The sequence below is a fragment of the Myxococcales bacterium genome (assembly GCA_016720545.1).
GTDB lineage: Bacteria > Myxococcota_A > Polyangia > Polyangiales > Polyangiaceae > JAAFHV01.
Genome location: JADKKK010000003.1, coordinates 542,395 through 558,602, shown reverse-complemented (window position 1 = coordinate 558,602; position 16,208 = coordinate 542,395). Strand labels below are relative to the sequence as shown.

12 protein-coding genes are annotated in these 16,208 nt (G+C 73.1%); 5 read left to right on the top strand and 7 right to left on the bottom strand.

Annotated elements, in window-relative coordinates:
• Positions 1-1,182, bottom strand: coding sequence for a kynureninase (locus IPQ09_09535; protein ID MBL0194442.1), 1,182 nt, complete (start codon positions 1,180-1,182; stop codon positions 1-3).
• 88 nt (positions 1,183-1,270) lie between these two features.
• Between IPQ09_09535 and msrA the strand changes: the two genes are divergently transcribed.
• Positions 1,271-1,966, top strand: a complete 696-nt coding sequence (gene msrA / locus IPQ09_09530) for a peptide-methionine (S)-S-oxide reductase MsrA (protein MBL0194441.1) — start codon at positions 1,271-1,273, stop codon at positions 1,964-1,966.
• 37 nt (positions 1,967-2,003) lie between these two features.
• On the opposite strand, the gene IPQ09_09525 is transcribed toward msrA, so the two are convergent.
• Together IPQ09_09525 and IPQ09_09520 are read right to left on the bottom strand one after the other, a co-directional pair.
• Positions 2,004-3,503 (bottom strand): serine/threonine protein kinase, encoded by a 1,500-nt coding sequence (locus tag IPQ09_09525; protein MBL0194440.1) that lies wholly within the window; start codon positions 3,501-3,503, stop codon positions 2,004-2,006.
• A gap of 103 nt (positions 3,504-3,606) precedes the next feature.
• Positions 3,607-3,819 carry a hypothetical protein gene (locus IPQ09_09520; GenBank protein ID MBL0194439.1) on the bottom strand — a complete coding sequence of 71 codons (213 nt, stop codon included), beginning with the start codon at positions 3,817-3,819 and terminating at the stop codon, positions 3,607-3,609.
• Positions 3,820-3,975: 156 nt separating this feature from the next.
• Here IPQ09_09520 and IPQ09_09515 point away from each other — a divergent pair, with 156 nt between their 5' ends.
• Positions 3,976-5,040: a PHB depolymerase family esterase gene (locus IPQ09_09515; GenBank protein ID MBL0194438.1), complete on the top strand. Its 1,065-nt coding sequence runs from the start codon at positions 3,976-3,978 to the stop codon at positions 5,038-5,040.
• 118 nt (positions 5,041-5,158) lie between these two features.
• On the opposite strand, the gene IPQ09_09510 is transcribed toward IPQ09_09515, so the two are convergent.
• Together IPQ09_09510 and IPQ09_09505 are read right to left on the bottom strand one after the other, a co-directional pair.
• Positions 5,159-6,487: a beta-lactamase family protein gene (locus IPQ09_09510; protein ID MBL0194437.1), complete on the bottom strand. Its 1,329-nt coding sequence runs from the start codon at positions 6,485-6,487 to the stop codon at positions 5,159-5,161.
• Positions 6,484-8,469, bottom strand: coding sequence for a GAF domain-containing protein (locus tag IPQ09_09505; protein MBL0194436.1), 1,986 nt, complete (start codon positions 8,467-8,469; stop codon positions 6,484-6,486). Before IPQ09_09505 ends, IPQ09_09510 begins: the two co-directional genes overlap by 4 nt.
• A gap of 79 nt (positions 8,470-8,548) precedes the next feature.
• Here IPQ09_09505 and pdxH point away from each other — a divergent pair, with 79 nt between their 5' ends.
• Both pdxH and IPQ09_09495 read left to right on the top strand, forming a co-directional pair.
• Positions 8,549-9,259 carry a pyridoxamine 5'-phosphate oxidase gene (gene pdxH / locus IPQ09_09500; GenBank protein MBL0194435.1) on the top strand — a complete coding sequence of 237 codons (711 nt, stop codon included), beginning with the start codon at positions 8,549-8,551 and terminating at the stop codon, positions 9,257-9,259.
• A gap of 71 nt (positions 9,260-9,330) precedes the next feature.
• Positions 9,331-10,740: a M20/M25/M40 family metallo-hydrolase gene (locus IPQ09_09495; GenBank protein MBL0194434.1), complete on the top strand. Its 1,410-nt coding sequence runs from the start codon at positions 9,331-9,333 to the stop codon at positions 10,738-10,740.
• A gap of 55 nt (positions 10,741-10,795) precedes the next feature.
• On the opposite strand, the gene IPQ09_09490 is transcribed toward IPQ09_09495, so the two are convergent.
• Complete coding sequence (locus IPQ09_09490; GenBank protein ID MBL0194433.1) at positions 10,796-11,740, bottom strand: hypothetical protein; 945 nt, start codon at positions 11,738-11,740, stop codon at positions 10,796-10,798.
• A 129-nt stretch (positions 11,741-11,869) separates the two neighbouring features.
• On the opposite strand from IPQ09_09490, the gene IPQ09_09485 reads away from it, so the two are divergent.
• Positions 11,870-14,728, top strand: a complete 2,859-nt coding sequence (locus IPQ09_09485) for a response regulator (protein ID MBL0194432.1) — start codon at positions 11,870-11,872, stop codon at positions 14,726-14,728.
• A 21-nt stretch (positions 14,729-14,749) separates the two neighbouring features.
• On the opposite strand, the gene IPQ09_09480 is transcribed toward IPQ09_09485, so the two are convergent.
• The gene (locus tag IPQ09_09480) at positions 14,750-16,117 is read right to left on the bottom strand and encodes an amidohydrolase family protein (GenBank protein ID MBL0194431.1); all 1,368 of its coding nucleotides are present in this window, start codon (positions 16,115-16,117) and stop codon (positions 14,750-14,752) included.
• Between the last annotated feature and the right edge of the window lie 91 nt (positions 16,118-16,208).

The following is a 16,208-nucleotide window of genomic DNA, read 5'->3' as shown; positions in this document are numbered from 1 at the left end:
TCACGACCGCGCAGCCAGCGCGTGGCGTACGAACGCCTCCACCCCGAGGTCGAGCTCGTCGTCCGTGACGTACGGCGCGGGCCCGAGGCGCGCCAACGGGCCGCGGGCGTCGACCCACACGCCCTCGTCGCGGAGGCCCTTCACCACCGCCGATGCCGCGTCCGGGCTCGCGAGGCGCGCGGCCACGAACCCGCCGCGAGCGAGCGCGTCGGTGGGGGAGACGAGCGCGAGCCCCGCGCCCGCAAGGCCCTCAAAAATACGTGTTGTTTGGCGCATGTAGCTCTCCTCGAGGCGCCCAGGTGTGAGGCCCTGCGTGGAGAAGAACGCCGCGACGGCGCGCGCGCGGAAGTGGCTCGTGGGGTCGTAGGTCGAGCCCGCGAAGCGGTCGGCGAGGGTCGGCCCGTACCCCACCGGGCCCTGGCCTCGGGGCGCCCCGAGGCCGGCGAAGTCGGAGAACCAGCCCGTCACCACCGGGCGCAGCGCGCACGACGCGGGCACGGTCATGAAGCACACGCCCTCGCCCCACTGCGCGTACTTGTAGCCGCCGCCGAGGACGAACACGTCGCCGCCCGCGTAGTCCGAGGCCGAGAGCGGCCTCACCATGAAGTGGTGGTACGCGTCCAAGACGACCTCGGCCCCGCGAGCCCGCGCGGCGACGGCGGCGTCGGCGAGGTGCGGGACCACCGCGCCGCTCTCGAAGAGGACGGTCGAAGCGAACAGCGCGGCCGTGTCGTCGCGGACGGCCGCCGCCAAGCGCTCCGCGAGCGTCGCGACGGGCTCGGTCGGGACGAGCTCGACCTCGACGCCCTCCTCGGCGAGGCGGGTCAGCTGGCGGTACAGGGTGTGAAACTCGCCGGCGGTCGCCACGACGTGGCGTCTCCTGCCGAGCGGCAGAGCGGACAGCAGCCGCACCACCAGATCGTGCGTGCTCGCGCCCAGCGCCACCGAGCCGGGGCGCACGCCGAGGTGGGACGCGACGCTCGCCCGGACGGCCCCCGCGGCCTCGAACGCGCTCGCCCATTTGTCGTCGACGTGCGCCGCCGCGGCCTCGAACGCCTCGAGGTGGCCCGCGCGTGCCGCGTCCGGCCAGGCCTGGTGGGAGTGCCCGGTGAGGAGCACGCGGCCAGGTCGGAGAAAAGCGCCGTAGTGCGGCCGGAGCGCGCGCGGATCGACAGGTTCCATCTCGCGCTGACTCTACACGGCCCTCGGTGTCGTGGCCTCGCGGCGTCGCGCCGCGATACCGCGCCACGCGCCACGCGTAGGGGTGAGCATGCGCGCGATCATCCCTGGAATCCTCACCTCCGCGTTCACCTCTGCCGTCGCCGTCGCCGCGCTGGCGACCCTGGCGGGATGCCGCGGCGGCGCGACCACGGCACCCGCCGACGCGACCCTCGCGCTAGGCGTGGCGGCGAAGACTGTGCCCAAGATCGGCGCCGATCCGGGGCACGCGGGGCGCGGCACGCCGCTCTCTCCCGCGCCTGGCCACGAGCTCGCCGCCTTCGCCGAGGGCTGCTTCTGGGGCTCGGAGAACACTTTCCGCCGTGTCCCGGGCGTGGTCGCGACCGCGGTCGGCTACGCGGGCGGCCACACCGAGGCCCCTACCTACGAGACGGTGTGCGCGCACGGCACCGGCCACGCCGAGGTCGTCCTCGTGGAGTTCGACCCCGGCCAGGTCACCTACCTCAAGCTGCTCGAGACCTTCTGGAGCTCGCACGACCCCACGACGAAGAACCGCCAGGGGCCCGACGTGGGCGACCAATACAGGAGTGCAATCTACACGTTTTCGGCGGCGCAGGACGCGGCCGCGCGGGCGTCGATGGCGGCCGAGCAGACCCGCCGCCCCCGCCCCATCACCACCGAGCTCGCGCCGCTCAAGGTCTTCTGGAAGGCGGAGGACTACCACCAGCAGTACGACGAGAAGACCGGCCGAGAGTCGTGCCCCCTGCCGGGCGCGCGGGGCAGCTGATCCGCAGGATCGGGCGGCGAGCCCGAGTCCGCGCGCGCTACGGCGGATCGATCCTGCCGAGGGTGAGCCCCGCGTAGGCCGCGCACACGATGAGCACGAGCACCCCGAGGGCGAGGAGCGCCGAGCGCGCGCCGCTGCTCAGGCCACGCTTGGCAGCGCGCGCGGGCTGCGGTCGCGGTGGGGTCGGAGCGGGGGTGTCCACGACCGGCGCGAACGGCGCGGGCGCGACGGGCGCGACGGGCGCGACGGGCGCGGCCCCAAGAGTCGCTTGCGCCCCGGGCGGCGGCTCTTGCCCGCGCTCCGGCGCGCAGGGATTCGCGCGCCCGGCCTGAAGCTGAGGGAGCCTGGACGTCGACGGCTCGGCCCCGAAGAGCGGCTGCGAGCGGCGCAGCATGACGGCCTTGATCTGCGGATCGCTGGCGAGCGCCTGCTCGACGGCGCCCGGCAGCGCGTCCGCGTCGAGGCCGGTCAGATCGGAGCTCGCGCTCTCGACCGTGATGCGCCCGAGCGAGCGCGCCGCGCTCGGCACCTTCAGGTGGGCGATCGACTGCGCCTCGATCGCCGCGACGACCTCGGCCCGGTACCGCAGGCGGTCTCCGCCGACCTCCTCGACCCACGCGCCCACGTCGCGCGCCGGCGCCGGCGGCAGCGCGCCCTCCAGCAACACCGCGAGCTCGCGCGCGGTCGTCCACCGATCGCGCACGTCGCGCGAGAGCGCCTTCATGAGTATCATGTCGATATCGCTAGGGATTCCGTCTGCGTAGGTGCTGGGTACCTCCACCGGATCGGCCATCACCTTCACGATGAGGGCGGAGAGGTTGTCGGCCTTGAAGAGGCGTCGACCCGTGAGCGTCTCCCACAGCACCACGGCGGCGGCGTACAGGTCGGTCCGCCGATCGACCCCCTCGTGCGCGAGCTGCTCGGGCGCCATGTAGCCGACCTTGCCCTTGATCTGGTCGGGCGCCTCGTCCACGAGGTGGGTCGCCGTGGCGACGCCGAAGTCGAGCACGCGCGCGAGGCCATCGACGCCGACCATCACGTTCTGCGGCGAGACGTCGCGGTGCACGAGGCCGAGCGGCTCGCCGGTCTCGCTCTTCGCCTCGTGGGCCGCGTGCAGCCCCTCGAGCAGGCCACACGCGACGCTCACCGCGACGCGCGGTGGCACCGGGACGCCGCGCTCGCGCGACTTGCGCACCAGCCGCGACAGCGAGTCACCCGCCACGTACTCCATGACGTGGAAGAGCTGGCCGGGCGAGCCCTCCGCGCCGGCGGGCAGCGACACGACGTCGTGGGTCGCGACGACGTTCGGGTGCCGAACGCGCGACGCGAGCCGGCCCTCGGCGAGGAACATGCGGACGAAGGTGGGGTCGACCGCGAGCTCGGGCAGGAGGCACTTGATGGCGACCACGCGCGGCACGCTCTGCGCGCCGAGCACTCGCCCGAAATGGACGCGCGCCATCCCCCCGGCCGCGATCTCGCCGTAGAGCGCGTAGCGATCGAGGGTGCGTCGGTAGGCGGTGTCGGGGAGGTCTTCCACGCACCGGTGGAAATAGCAGAGTTGCGCGTCGCCGTGCCGCGCGCGTCGGCGGGGAGCAAATCAGCGGCGGGGCGTGAATCTAGAACGCGTAGCCGAGCCAGGCCTACACCACGGGTGTGAACACGTACGAGCGGTACGTGTCGTCGAGGTAGGTCTCGCCTGCCTTCGCGAAGGCCGCCGTGAGGCGCGGCGCGCGCGCGCGCGAACTCGGGAGCGATGTTCGTCGACGAGCCCAGCGTGAACCGCCGCCCACCGCGGCGCGCAGGAAGAGGTGCCTCACGAGCGTCCACTCCCAGCCGAGCTCGACGTCCAGCATGTGGAGCGACGACGAGATGGAGTACCTGCATCCCCCGGGCGGGCGCCATGTTGCGACGCAGCATCCAGATCCATCGGCTTCCAACGCCTCTCACACACGGCTTCGGCGTGGCGTGTTGCGTTGCAGCACGGTGCAAACGGTGGCAGGGTGCCGGCCATGAAGCGCGCTGCCGCCCTCGTCGCCCTCGCCGTGACCACCTCGCTCGGGCCGCTCGCGTGCAGCTCCTCGACCACCTCGGGGGACGCGGGGCCCGTGGCGCCCGCCCCGCCGGTCGACGGGGGACCCGTGACGCCCGTCGACGCGGCCGTGCCCGAGCCGCCGGCTGACGGCGGGCCCCTGCCGGGCTTCTCGCTGCGCGCGTACGCGTCGCCACCGGAGAACCCTGGCGGGCTCGTCGCCTTCGCCGAGGCGCCCGCGGGCAACCCGGCCCGCGCCCTGGTCGTGGTGCTGCACGGGTGCACGCAGCGCGCGTCCGACGCGGCGAGCAGCGGCTGGTCGGACGCGGCGCGCGCGTACGGGTTCGCGGCGCTCTACCCCGAGCAGACGGCGCCGAACGATCCGACGACCTGCTTCCGGTGGTTCGCGCCCGAGCACGCGTCGCGGGGCAGGGGCGAGGCCGCCTCGATCGCGGCGCTAGCTCTCGACGCCAAGGCGCGCCTCGGGGCGGACCACGTGTACGTCGCCGGCCTGTCCGCGGGTGGCGCGATGGCCGCCGCGCTCCTCGCGGGGTACCCGGAGCTGTTCGAGGCGGCGAGCCTCCAGGCGGCGATCCCGTTCGGCTGCGCGAAGACCGCGTTCGAGGGCGCGGGGTGCGCCAGCGCTCCAAAGAGTCTCTCCCCGGCCCAATGGGGCGATCTCGTGCGCGCGGCGGCGGCCCCGAGCGCGCGGGTCCGCGTGCAGCTCTGGCACGGCGATCAGGACCCGATCGTGAAGCCCGCCAACGCCGACGCGCTGGTCAGCCAGTGGACCCACGTCGCGGGGATCGACGCCGTGGCCGACGAGGAGACCACCCTCGGCGCTGTGACCCGACGCGCCTACAAGGACTCCGCCGGCACGGTGCGGGTCGAGCTCGGCCTCGTGCGAGGCATGGGCCACGGCGCGCCCATGGCCACGCGCGGGGCCGACGCGCCCTGCGGCGCCCCCGGCACCTACGCGCTCGACGTGGGCGTCTGCGCGGCCGCGAGCGCGGCGCGCTTCTTTGGCCTGTCGCGGCTCCCCTGAGGTCGCGGTGACATGTGTACTATGCACGTGTATGGACCACGCTCGGGCGTCGCGCCGGCGCTCTTTGGCCGGCCGTGGTCGCGCTCGCCGTAGGCCGGCCCGCCGAGCATCTCGTCGGTCAAGACGAAGGCCGTAGGGCCCACGGTGGCCGGCGACCAAGGGAATCGCCTGCACGACCCGGAGGAGGGCGAGCTATCCGAGCCGGGCGCCCTCGGCGAAGAGCCGCGCCTCGATCGCCTGGTAGGCCGAGAGCTCCTCGGGGCGGGTGGCCGAGAGCCGCAGGTGCACGTCGCCGTTCGCGAGGGTGATGACGCCGAGACCGTCGGGGCGGATGTGCATGCGCGTGGACGCGCCGTAGTAGCTGCCCCCGTGGCCGTAACACCGCTCCCCGGCCACCACGCGGTGCTCCCACAAGAGGCCTTGCCCGTCGATGTCGTTGCCCTTCTCCGCGGCCGGAACCTGCGCGCGGGTCATCTCGCGGACGGTCTCGGCGGAGAGGACGCGCGCGCCGTCGAGCTCGCCGCCGCGCGCCACCGCGAGCAGCAGCTTCGCGAGCTCCTTCGCCGGTGTCCGCAGGGCTGTGGCGGGCAGGTAGGGCACGCTCGTCTGCGGCTCGGCGACCTGGCCTTTGCCCGTCACGTAGGTGTAGGGTACAGCTATCTTCGCCGCGTCGAGATCGCGCAGCAGAAAACCCAGTGTTCACGAGCCCGAGCTTCGCGAACACCTCGTCGCGCATGTACGCCGCGAAGGGCTTCCCGCTGACGCGCTCGATCACGAGCCCCACGAGGGCGGCCCCGAAGTTCGAGTAGAGAAACCGCTGCCCCGGCGCCACCTCGGGCGAGTAGCTCTCGCCCGCGACGTACGTCGCGCCTCCCGGCACGAGGTACGGCTCGAGCAGCTCCTGGAGCGACGTCGTCGGATCGCCCGGCTTCGCGAGCGAGAGCAGGCGAACGCCGGTCTCGTGGACACCCGACGTGTGGGTCATGAGGTGGCGGGTCGTGATCTTCTGTTCGGGGAAGCGCGGGTTGCGCACCTTGAAGGGCAGGTACGTGTTCACGTCCTCGTCGAGCGCGAGCTTGCCGGCCTCCACGAGGCGCATGGCCCCGATGCCCGTGGTGGTCTTGGAGAGCGACGCGAGGAAGAACGCCGTGTCGTCCGCCGGCGCGCGGCGGGCCTCGAGATCGGCGGCGCCGTAGTGGCGCAGGAGCGCGAGCTTGCCGCCCTTCACGATGGCGGCCGAGAGGCCCGGCAGCTTGGCGAGCGCGAGCTGCTCCGTCACGAAGACGTCGAGCGGGAGCTCGCCCGCGTCGCCCGCGTCCCCTGCGTCGCTGGGCGTCGTGGAGGTGCACCCGCTGGCCCCGCTCGCCCCCAACGCCGCGCACCCCGCGAGGAACCCTCGGCGTGTGAGGTGGGTGGCCGCGCGCCTCCCGGCTCCGAGCAGGCTCACGGCCGTGTCGCCTCCCAGCAGCGCGCCTCTTTGAAGATGCGCACGAGGTCGCCGTCGACGTGGCCGTCCTTCACCGAGTACTCGAGGATGTCGATCGCGCGCTCGAGCGGAACGGCCTTCTTGTAGGGGCGATCGCTCGCCGTCAGGGCGTCGAAGATGTCGGTGACGCTCATCATCTTCGACTGCACGGGGATCTCCTCCGAGCGCAGGCGGTTCGGGTACCCCGTGCCGTTCACGCGCTCGTGGTGCGCCCCCGCGATGTGCGGCACGCGCCGCAGCGCCTTGCCCCACGGGATGCGCGAGAGGAAGCGGAACGTGTGGGTCACGTGCTGGGTGATCTCGTCGTACTCGACCGGGGTGAGCGAGCCCTTCTTCACCGACAGGGCCGTGACCTCGTCGGGCTCGAGCAAGAGGCGGGTCTCACCCCGGAGGTCGAGGTACCACTCTTTCGCGAGCGCCTCGATCTTCGCGAAGTCGCCCGCCGCGAGCACGGTGGGCTCGTTCGCGGCGAGGATGGTCTGCATCGACTCGTCGAGCGCGCGGATCCGCCGGGTGAGCTCGTCGTCGAGCGCCCGCAGCTCCGACAGCGGGGCCTGGCGCTCCACCGCCTGCAGCTTGCGCGAGAGGATGTCGGTCTCGATGGAGCGCGCCACGAAATCGAAGCGCGCGCGGATGAGCTCGAGTCGCTCGTCGAAGAGCTTCTTCGCCTTCACGAGCACGCTCTCGCGTACCCCTATCTTTCCGAAATCATGAAGTAAACTGGCGTACTCGAGCTCGCGGAGGTCTTCCCGGCCGAAGGTCGCCGCGGCGTAGGGGCCGCTCGCCGTGCGGTCGACCGCCTTGGCGAGCGCCACGGTGAGGTTCGCGACGCGACGCGAGTGACCGCTGGTGGTCGGATCGCGCGACTCGATGGCCTCGACGCTCGCGCCCACGAACCCCTCGAACAGCGCCTGGATCTCCTGGTAGAGCGTGGCCGTCTCGAGCGAGATGCCCGCCTGCGCGGCCACGAGCCCGAGCAGCTCGGCGCTGCGCTCGTCGAAGGGCACCACCTGGAGCGCCACGGCGTCGTCGCCCACGACCTTCGCCCGGGGATCGCGCTTCTTGTTGATGAGCTGGATGACCCCCAGCACCTCGCCGCGCTGCGAGATGAGCGGCACGGTCATCATGCTCTTCGTGCGGTACCCGATCTTCTCGTCGAAGCGGCGGTCGAAGGCGAACGTGGACGACGGGGGCAGCGCGTACACGTCCTCGATCATGATCGCGCGCTTCTCGACGGCCGCGGCGCCCGCGATGGAGCGGTTCGAGAGGGGCATCGTGAACTCGCGCGAGTCGAACGAGATGCTGTCGTTCTGAGAGAGCTTGAAGCGGAGGGTCTCCCCCTCGTTCTCCACGACGTAGATGCTGCCCGCGTCGGCGCCGGTGACGAAGCGGCTCTTCTGCAGGATGAGACCGAGCAGCTTGTCGACGTCGCGCTCGGTGGTCATGGCCCGCGCGATGTCGACGAGCTCGTCGGTCTCGAAGCGAAAGCGCGACAGAGAGGCGGCGCGGCTCTCGGCGTGGCCCTTCGCCTCGAGCAGTTCGAACGCGCGGTCAGTCGCGATCTCCAGCTCCTCGCGGCAGGCGTCTTCGGGGAGCACCGTGGAGATGCCGAGGCCGCTCGCCCGCGTGTAGTCGCGCAAGCGGGGCCGCCCGACGAGCACGAGGAGCGCGGTGCCCTCGGCGCACCGCTGCGCGAACGGCGCGACGAGCGAGCGCGCGTCGTCCCACACGCGGGCGGGCACGTACACGACCATCGCCCCGTCGCGGAGCAGCGACACGAGCAGCGGGTGCGGGCGCCCGGCCTTCGCGCCGTGGGGCAGCTCGAGCAGCCGCTCGGCGAGGCGGTTCATCTCGTCGTAGAGGCGCGGCGGGTCGATGGGCGCGAGGCTCGCGCCGCCCGCTTGCGGCTCGCTGCGTGGGGGGGTGTCCGCCGAGTGGGTCATGGTGCGCTCCCGCAAGGGCCCCAGCGGACCCCTCGGAATGCATCCTACCCGAAGCTCCGCCGCTGGTAACCTCGCGCGGATGCCGCCCTCGTCGCGCCCCTCGCCCTCGCCCTCGCCCTCGCCCTCGACGCCCTCGTCGACGCGCGTGGATCCCGTCGCCCTCGCGGCGCTGCGGGAAGAGTACGGCGATCACGGCATCGACCCCGCGACCCTGCCGGAGTGCCCGCTCGTCGCGTTCGACGTGTGGCTCGGCGAGGCCCTCGCGGCGGGCCTCCCCGAGCCCAACGCGATGACCCTCGCCACCCTGGGAGAGGCCGGCCCCGAGGCCCGGATCGTGCTGCTAAAAGCACGAGATGAAAGGGGATTTGTCTTCTATACCAGCTACGAGAGCGGCAAGGCGCGTGAGCTCGCGCGCGACCCGGCGTGCGCCCTCGTGTTCGACTGGCTCGGGGCGATGCGCCAGGTCCGCGTGAGGGGGCGCGCCGAGCGCGTGTCGCGGGAGGAGTCGGGGGAGTACTTCCGCACGCGCCCGCGCCAGAGCCAGCTCGGCGCCTGGGCGTCACGGCAGAGCGCCGTGCTGGCGTCGCGCGACGAGCTCGAGGCCAAGATGGCCGAGGTGACGGCGCGCTTCGAGGGCGGACCGGTGCCGCTCCCCGACGGCTGGGGCGGCTTCCGCGTCGTGCCCACGCAGGTCGAGCTGTGGCAGGGCCGCGCGAGCCGCCTCCACGACCGCGTGCGCTACACCCGCGGCCCCGACGGCGCGTGGACCCGCGTGCGCCTCTCCCCCTGAGCGGTTCGTCGCCAGACCTGAGACGCGATCGAGCGAGGCCCGGCGTCGCTCGATGTGCTACGCGGCGAACCATGAGCACGACCCCCGCCCACGAATCCCCCGCGGTCCGCGTCGCCGCGCGCGCCGAGCAGGCCGTCGAGGGCTCGCTCTCTCGGCTCGACCGCTATCTGTCGTTCGCGCCCATCTCGAGCGATCCGTCGCGTGCCCCGCACGTGCTCGAGCTGGCGCGTGTGCTCGTGGCCGACCTCGGCGCCCTCGGCATGAGCCGCGCGAGGGTGCTCGAGCTCCCCGACGCGCTCCCCTGCGTCGCCGCGGAGTGGATGGGCGCCGGACCCAGCAAGCCGACGATCCTCGTGTACGGGCACTTCGACGTGCAGCCTGTCGCGGGCGAGGCGTGGGACACGCCCCCTCACACCCTCGTGCGCAAGGGCGATCGCCTCTACGGGCGTGGCTCGGCCGACGACATGGGCGGCTGGCTAAGCCACCTGCTCGCGATGGAGGCGTGGCTCGGCGAGACCGGCGCGCTCCCCTGCAACGTCAAGCTCCTCATCGAGGGCGAGGAGGAGATCGGGAGCCCGAACCTCGCGCGCTTCATGGACGCCTACCCCGACGCCTTCGGGGCCGACGCGATGGTCCTCACCGACTGCGAGAACCCCAGCCTCGACCTCCCGGGGATCACCGTGAGCCTCCGGGGTCTGCTGGAGGTCGAGGTGGAGCTCGCCAGCGCAAAGAGCGACGTGCACTCGGGGCTCTGGGGCAACATCGTGCCCGACCCCGCGGTGACGCTCGTCGCGCTGCTCGCTCGCCTGGTCGACGAGGACGGCCGCCTGCGCTTCGGTCGGAAGGACATCGAGCCCGGCTGGCTCGCCAGCTCGTGGGACGTGCCGCTCACGCCGGAGGTCATCCGGGTCGGCGCGCGCCTCCGCGAGGGCGTCGAGCCGCTCCCGGCGAAGGGCCTCAGCCCCGCGGCGTGGGCGTGGCGCCAGCCCGCGGTGACCGTGCTCTCGACCACGTTCCCCGCGCCGGGCACCGAGAAGAACGCCATCCGCGCCCGCGCGTCGGCCAAGCTCAGCTTGCGCGTCGCGCCTGGCCAGACCGGCGACGAGCTCCTCGCGCTCGTGTCGGCGGAGCTCGGGCGCGACGTGCCGGGTGGCCTCGCCGTGGAGGTCCGCCGTCTGCCCGCGGCGTCGGCCTCGTGGGACTACGTCGCCGAGGGGCGCGCGTTCGACGCGGCCGATCGCGCGTACACGAAGGCGTGGGGGCGCGCCCCGCTCCGCATCGGCATCGGCGGCTCGATCCCGTTCGTCGCGCTCTTCGGCGAGCGCTTCTCCACCCTCCCGCTCATCCTGAACGGGGTCATCGACCCCGAGACCGGCGCGCACGGGCCGAACGAGTCGATGCACCTCGGCGTGTACCGCAAGACCGTGGCCGCGAACGTGTACCTCTACGAAGAGCTCGCCGCCCTCGGCAGACCGCTCTGACGCCCGGCGCTGCCTCGCCTTCGCGCGCGCGGCCGGAGTGACGTGGTCGCGGTCATCAGCCGACGAGGCGGGAGGCGTCGTCGGCGCCCACGCCGAGCCCCGCCAGCGCCTCACCGAGGCGCGCCTTGGGCACGGAGACGAGGGTCGGCATCCCGCCGGAAAGACCTAGTAGTTTCAGGAAGTTAACCCCGCTGTCGAACGGCGCGGCGAGCGTGAGGTTGTCGCGGTCGACGAGCAACGCGACGCTCGCGCGCTCCTGGCCGAGCAGCAAGAGCTGAGTGCGGTCGTAGCGTTCGCCGCGCGCGGTCGCGCCGGTCGCGTCGAGGTAGGCGAGCGTGGTGACGCGGGGGAAGGGGCACTTGCGCAGCTCGACGCGCGCGTAGCCCTCCGCGATTCGGCGCGTGGCCCGCTCGATGACGACGAGCTCCGCGCCCGCGCGGTCGATGGGCTCCCAGAGCGCGGCGTCGGCGAGGCGCGAGACCAACAGGCGCACGACGGCGCCGAACAGCGCCGGATCGCGCCCACGCGCGCGGAGGGCCCGGTCGACTCGCGCGGCGATGGGGCTCGGCGCGCCGATGCGCGTGTCGATGGCCCGCGCGTCGTCGTCGCAGCCGGGGTACGGCTCCTCGCCGCCGAGCATCCACTTCGCCGCGCTCGCGAGCCCGTCGAAGTCGGTGTGGCACACGATCGTGTCGACCGGGCCGAGCCGGCGCACCCGCTCGGGGCTCAGCATCTCGGGGCAGGCGCCGTGCTGCGCTTTGGTCGCGAGCACGAAGCGCGGATCCGCGGCGTAGCGCCCGTGCAGGACGTGGTCGTGGTGATCGATCCAGGCCGCGAGGCGGGTGCCCAGGCCCTCGATCAGCGGGAGGGTGATCTTGTCGAAGCCGCCGCCCGAGGCCTCCGACGCGAAGGCCACGTCGAGCACGGCGACGCGGCCCTCGAGGTCCTTCGCCCGCGGGAGCTTTCGAGGGGTCGCGAAGGCGAGCGTCTCACGGGCCACGGCGCACCATCGCAGAAAACCCGCGAGGCTGCGCGGAAGTCGTCGCCCTCGCGGAATGTCGTGGCCGCCCTGGTCTCGAGAAGACCGGGTTTGACACTGCTTCTGGGGCCCTCGTATCGTTGAGACGCCATGCCCCTCAACGTCCTAGTGTTCGAGGGCGACCCCGCCTTCGCGGCGGCGCTTCGCGCTGGTTTGGAAGCGAAAGGCTGCGCGGTTCAGATCGTCGAGGACGGCAACGCGGGGCTCATGCTCGCGTCGCAGCTCAAGCCCGACCTCATCCTCCTGGCGATCGAGCTGCCCCGCATGAACGGGTTCTCGGTCTGCAACAAGCTGAAGAAGGACATGGTCTTTCGGGAGGTGCCCCTGGTCATCCTCTCGAGCGAGTCGAGCGAGGAGACCTTCGAGCAGCACCGCAAGCTCCGCACGCGGGCGGAGGAGTACGTCCACAAGCCTATCGCCGTCGACTCCCTCATCCGACGCATCGAGACCTTCGTCGACTTCGGCGACTCGCGCGACGACTCGTACGACGTGTCGATCGACGTCCAGGACGACGATCTCAGCAGTGAGGGGGAGATCACGGTCGCCGCCCGCCCGCTCCTGAGGCACGGCTCGGGGGAGATCACCCTGGCCGTGCCCCCGCCCGCCTACGACGCGATCGACAAGACCGTCGAGATCCCCGGCCACCGCGAGAACCCCCTCTCCGCCCGCCCCGTGACGACGCCAGGCATGCCGGTCCCCTACGGCGCGTCGCCGCCGAGCAGCGTCGTGGTCCCGAGCGGCAGCGACAATCCAGACACCGTCGCCGTGCCGGACCCCGGCCGGGGCGAGGCGCGCGAGCGCATCGCGCAGACCGGCCGCCCACCCGCCCCGCCCCCCGCGTTCGACGAGCTCGACCGCCCCGCCGTCCCGACGCGCACCGCCGCGCCACCTCCCGCGCCCTCGGCCTCGCTCGTCGAGACCGCGCCACCTCCTGGAGCGCCCAGCCCCGTCGCCGCCTCGCAGCCGCCGCCCGTGTACCCGACGCTGGTGATGGCCGCGGTCGATCCCCGGGCCGCCGAGGTCGCTGCCCTCCAGCGAGAAGTCGAAGAGCTCCGCCGTCGCATCAACGCCGCGCCGCAGCGAGCCGTCGCACCCGCGACGAGCCGCGAGTTCCTCGATCTGCGCGAGGCACTGAACCGAAAAGACAAGGAGATACTATCACTTAGAGAGCATCTCTCCGCGAAAGATCACGAGATCACCGAGTCCCGGGATCGCTCCCTCGCCGTGGAGCGCGCGAGCGCGGATCTCGAAGACAGGGTGATCGCGAAAGAGCGCGAGCTCTCGGACGCCCGGGAGAGCGCGCAGACCGCGCAGTGGGAGCTCGACGAGGCGAAGCGCCTCGCGGACGCCGCGCGTAGCTCGCTCGCCACCGCGGAGGCGACCATCGCCGAGCGCGACGCCGCCGTCGGCTCGCTGCGCGCCCACCTGCTGGAGCAGACGGCGACGCTCGCGGACCGGGAGGCGGTGCTCAACGAGCTTCGTGCCTCCCACGCGTCGGTCGAGGCGAGCCTCAGGGAACGCGACGCCAGGATGGCGGAGGGCGACACCCGGCGGACTTCCCTCGAGGCCTTGCTGGCCGAGCGGGACGGCACGATCGCCGAGCGGGACGCGACGATCGCCGAGCGAAGCCGGGCCCTGGTCGATCGCGAAGAGGCCATCCAGACCCTCAACACGATGCTGGTCGACCGCGAGCTGCGCCTCGCCGAACGCACGAACGACACCGTGGTGCGCGACACATGGATCGCGGAGCGCGACGCGCGCATCGACGCCGCCACCGCGGCCGCTCTCCAGGCGCAGGCTGCGCACGAGACCGCGCTCGCCCAAGCCGAGGGCCGCCGCGTGGCGGAGCTCGAGGCCGCGCGCCGGGAAGCCGCCGCCGACGTCGCGAGGACGATCGTCGAGAAGGAAGCCGAGCGCGACGCCGCGCTGACCGAGCAGGCCGCCTCCCTCGAGGCGATGTTCGAGGACGTACTCGGGCGGTCGCTCGCCGAGCGCCAGGCCGCGGGCGCCGAGGCGTTGGCCCGCGCCGAGGCCGGCCACGCCGAGGCGTTGGCCCGCGCCGAAGCCGCCCACGCCGAGGCCTTGGCCGTCGCGGAGGCCGCCCGCGCGGAGGCTTTGGCCCGCGCCGAAGCCGCCCACGGCGAGGCCGTGGCCGTCGCGGAGGCCGCCCACGCCGAGGACGTCGCGCGCCTCACGGCAACCGCCCGCGACCTCGCGACCGCGCGGGACGACACGGCGAGCGCGCTCGCGCGGGAGCAGGCCGCGCTTCAGGACACGCGCGCCGAGCTCACCGAGCAGCTCGAGGGGCTCGCGGCCTCGCTCGGGAGCACCCGCGAGCAGCTCCGCGCTGAGCAGACCTCGCTCGCGACCACCCGCGAGGAGCTGCGCGCCGAGCAGACCTCGCTCGCGACCACCCGCGAAGATCTCCGTGTTGAGCAGACCGGGCACGCGGCCACCCGCGAGGAGCTCCAGGCCGCGCAGACGGCGCGCGCGGCCGGCGTCGAGGCGCTCGGCGAGGCCCACGCGCGGCACGACGCGCTCGCGTCGCTCAACGCCGACCTCACCTCTCGCGTGGCCTTCCTCGAGGGGGTGCTCGGCGAGACGCGGGCCAGCCTCGACGCCGAGACGCGGCGCGCGGCCACGCTCGAGCAGTCCGTCGCCGAACGCGCGCGCGAGCGCGACGGGGTGTTCGCCGAGCTCGAGGTCGCGCGCCGGCACGGCCTCGCGCTCGACGGGCTCTACACGGCCCTGCAGGCGTCGCACGAGTCGACCCTGGCGCGCCTCGCGGCCGTCGAGCTCGATCTCTCCAAGGAGCGCGAGCGTGCGCGCGCGGCGGCCAGCAAGTGGGACGCGGACCGCGCGTCGCTCGACCGCGCGAAAGACGCGCTCGCCGTGGTCCTCGCGCAGATCGAGGCCACCGAGGCCCAGGCCTCGCACGACGGCGAGTAGCCCGAGCCGGAACGCGCGTCGCTACAGGCCTGCTCTGGCGCGGACCGCGTCGCCCTGGACGCGAGCGACGCGGGTCACGCGCTCACGGTCGTACACTCGCGACTCGCCCAGCTTGACGAGCAGGCGACCGTCGACGAGCACATGCACGATGTCGCTCGAGCGGCACGCGTACACGAGGCGAGAGAACACGTCGCCGCCCGGCTCCACGTGGGGCCCGTCGACGCGCACCACCTGGAGATCGGCGCGCTTACCGGGCTCCAGCGAGCCCACCTGATCCGCGATGCCGAGGGCCTCCGCGCCGAGCACGGTCGCGAGGCGCAGCGCGTGCCGCGCCGGGAGGCTGGTCGTGCCCGAGCGTGTCTTGGCCAGCAGGGCGGCGTGGCGGAGCTCGGTGAAGGCGTCGAGGTTGTTCGTGCAGGGAGCGCCGTCGGCGGCGAGCCCGACCTTCACTCCCGACGCGAGCAGATCGGCCACCCGCGCGATGCCGGAGCCGAGCTTCAGGTTCGAGCTGGGGCAGTGGATGAAGCGCGTGCCCAGCTTGGCGGCGCGGCGCTCCTGCGCCTTCGTGAGCTGGACGCCGTGGGCGAGGAGCGTGTTCTCGCCGCAAAACCCATAAGATTCAAGCACATCCACGTCGTCCTGTCCCAGCAGCTCGCGCACGGCGCGGCGCTCCCCTGGGTGCTCCGCCGCGTGGCTGTGGAGCTTCGCGCCGTTCTCGCGCGCGCGCTCCACCACCCCCCGGAAGAGGCCCTCGGTGCACGAGAGAATGAAGCGCGGGGCGTAGGCGTAACGGAGCCGCCCTTCCGCCGCGCCGTCCCAGCGGGCGAAGAGCGCGTCGCTCTCGTCGAGGCTCCGGCGGGTCGTCTCGCGGAGGCCCTTCGGCACGCCCGCGCCGGAGTCCATCATGGCCTTGCCCGAGAACACGCGGAGGCCGCTCCGCGCGCACGCGTCGAACACGGCGTCGTGGCCGCTCACAGTGCCCATGTCGAGGAGGGTCGTCGTCCCACCGAGGACGAGCTCGAGCAGGCCGAGCTCGGCGCTGGCGGCCAGTGAGCGCTCGTCGTGCGCGGCCTCGAGCGGCCACACGCGCTCGCGAAGCCAATCGAGGAGCGGCAGGTCGTCCGCCATGCCGCGGAAGAGCGTCTGACAGAGGTGGATGTGCGGCTGCACGAAGCCCGGGAGCACGGCGCAGCCCGAGGCGTCGAGCACCCGAACGAGGCCCGGGCGCGAGCGCTTCGACAGGGCGTCGGGGCCTATCGCGGTGATGCGCCCGTCCTCGATCAGGACGTCGCCGTCGACGACGCGATCGTCCGGATCGCAGGTGACGACCCGGCCGCCAGTGACAAGCACCGACTCCCGCGCGGGGAGCGTCGTGGAGGAGCGGCTCATGCCACCCCCGTGAGGTCGGGTTCGCGCATCGCGCGCTGAGTCTAGAGCACGGGTCCAGTCGCGGGTCCGACGATTTCGCGCGGCCCGGGTT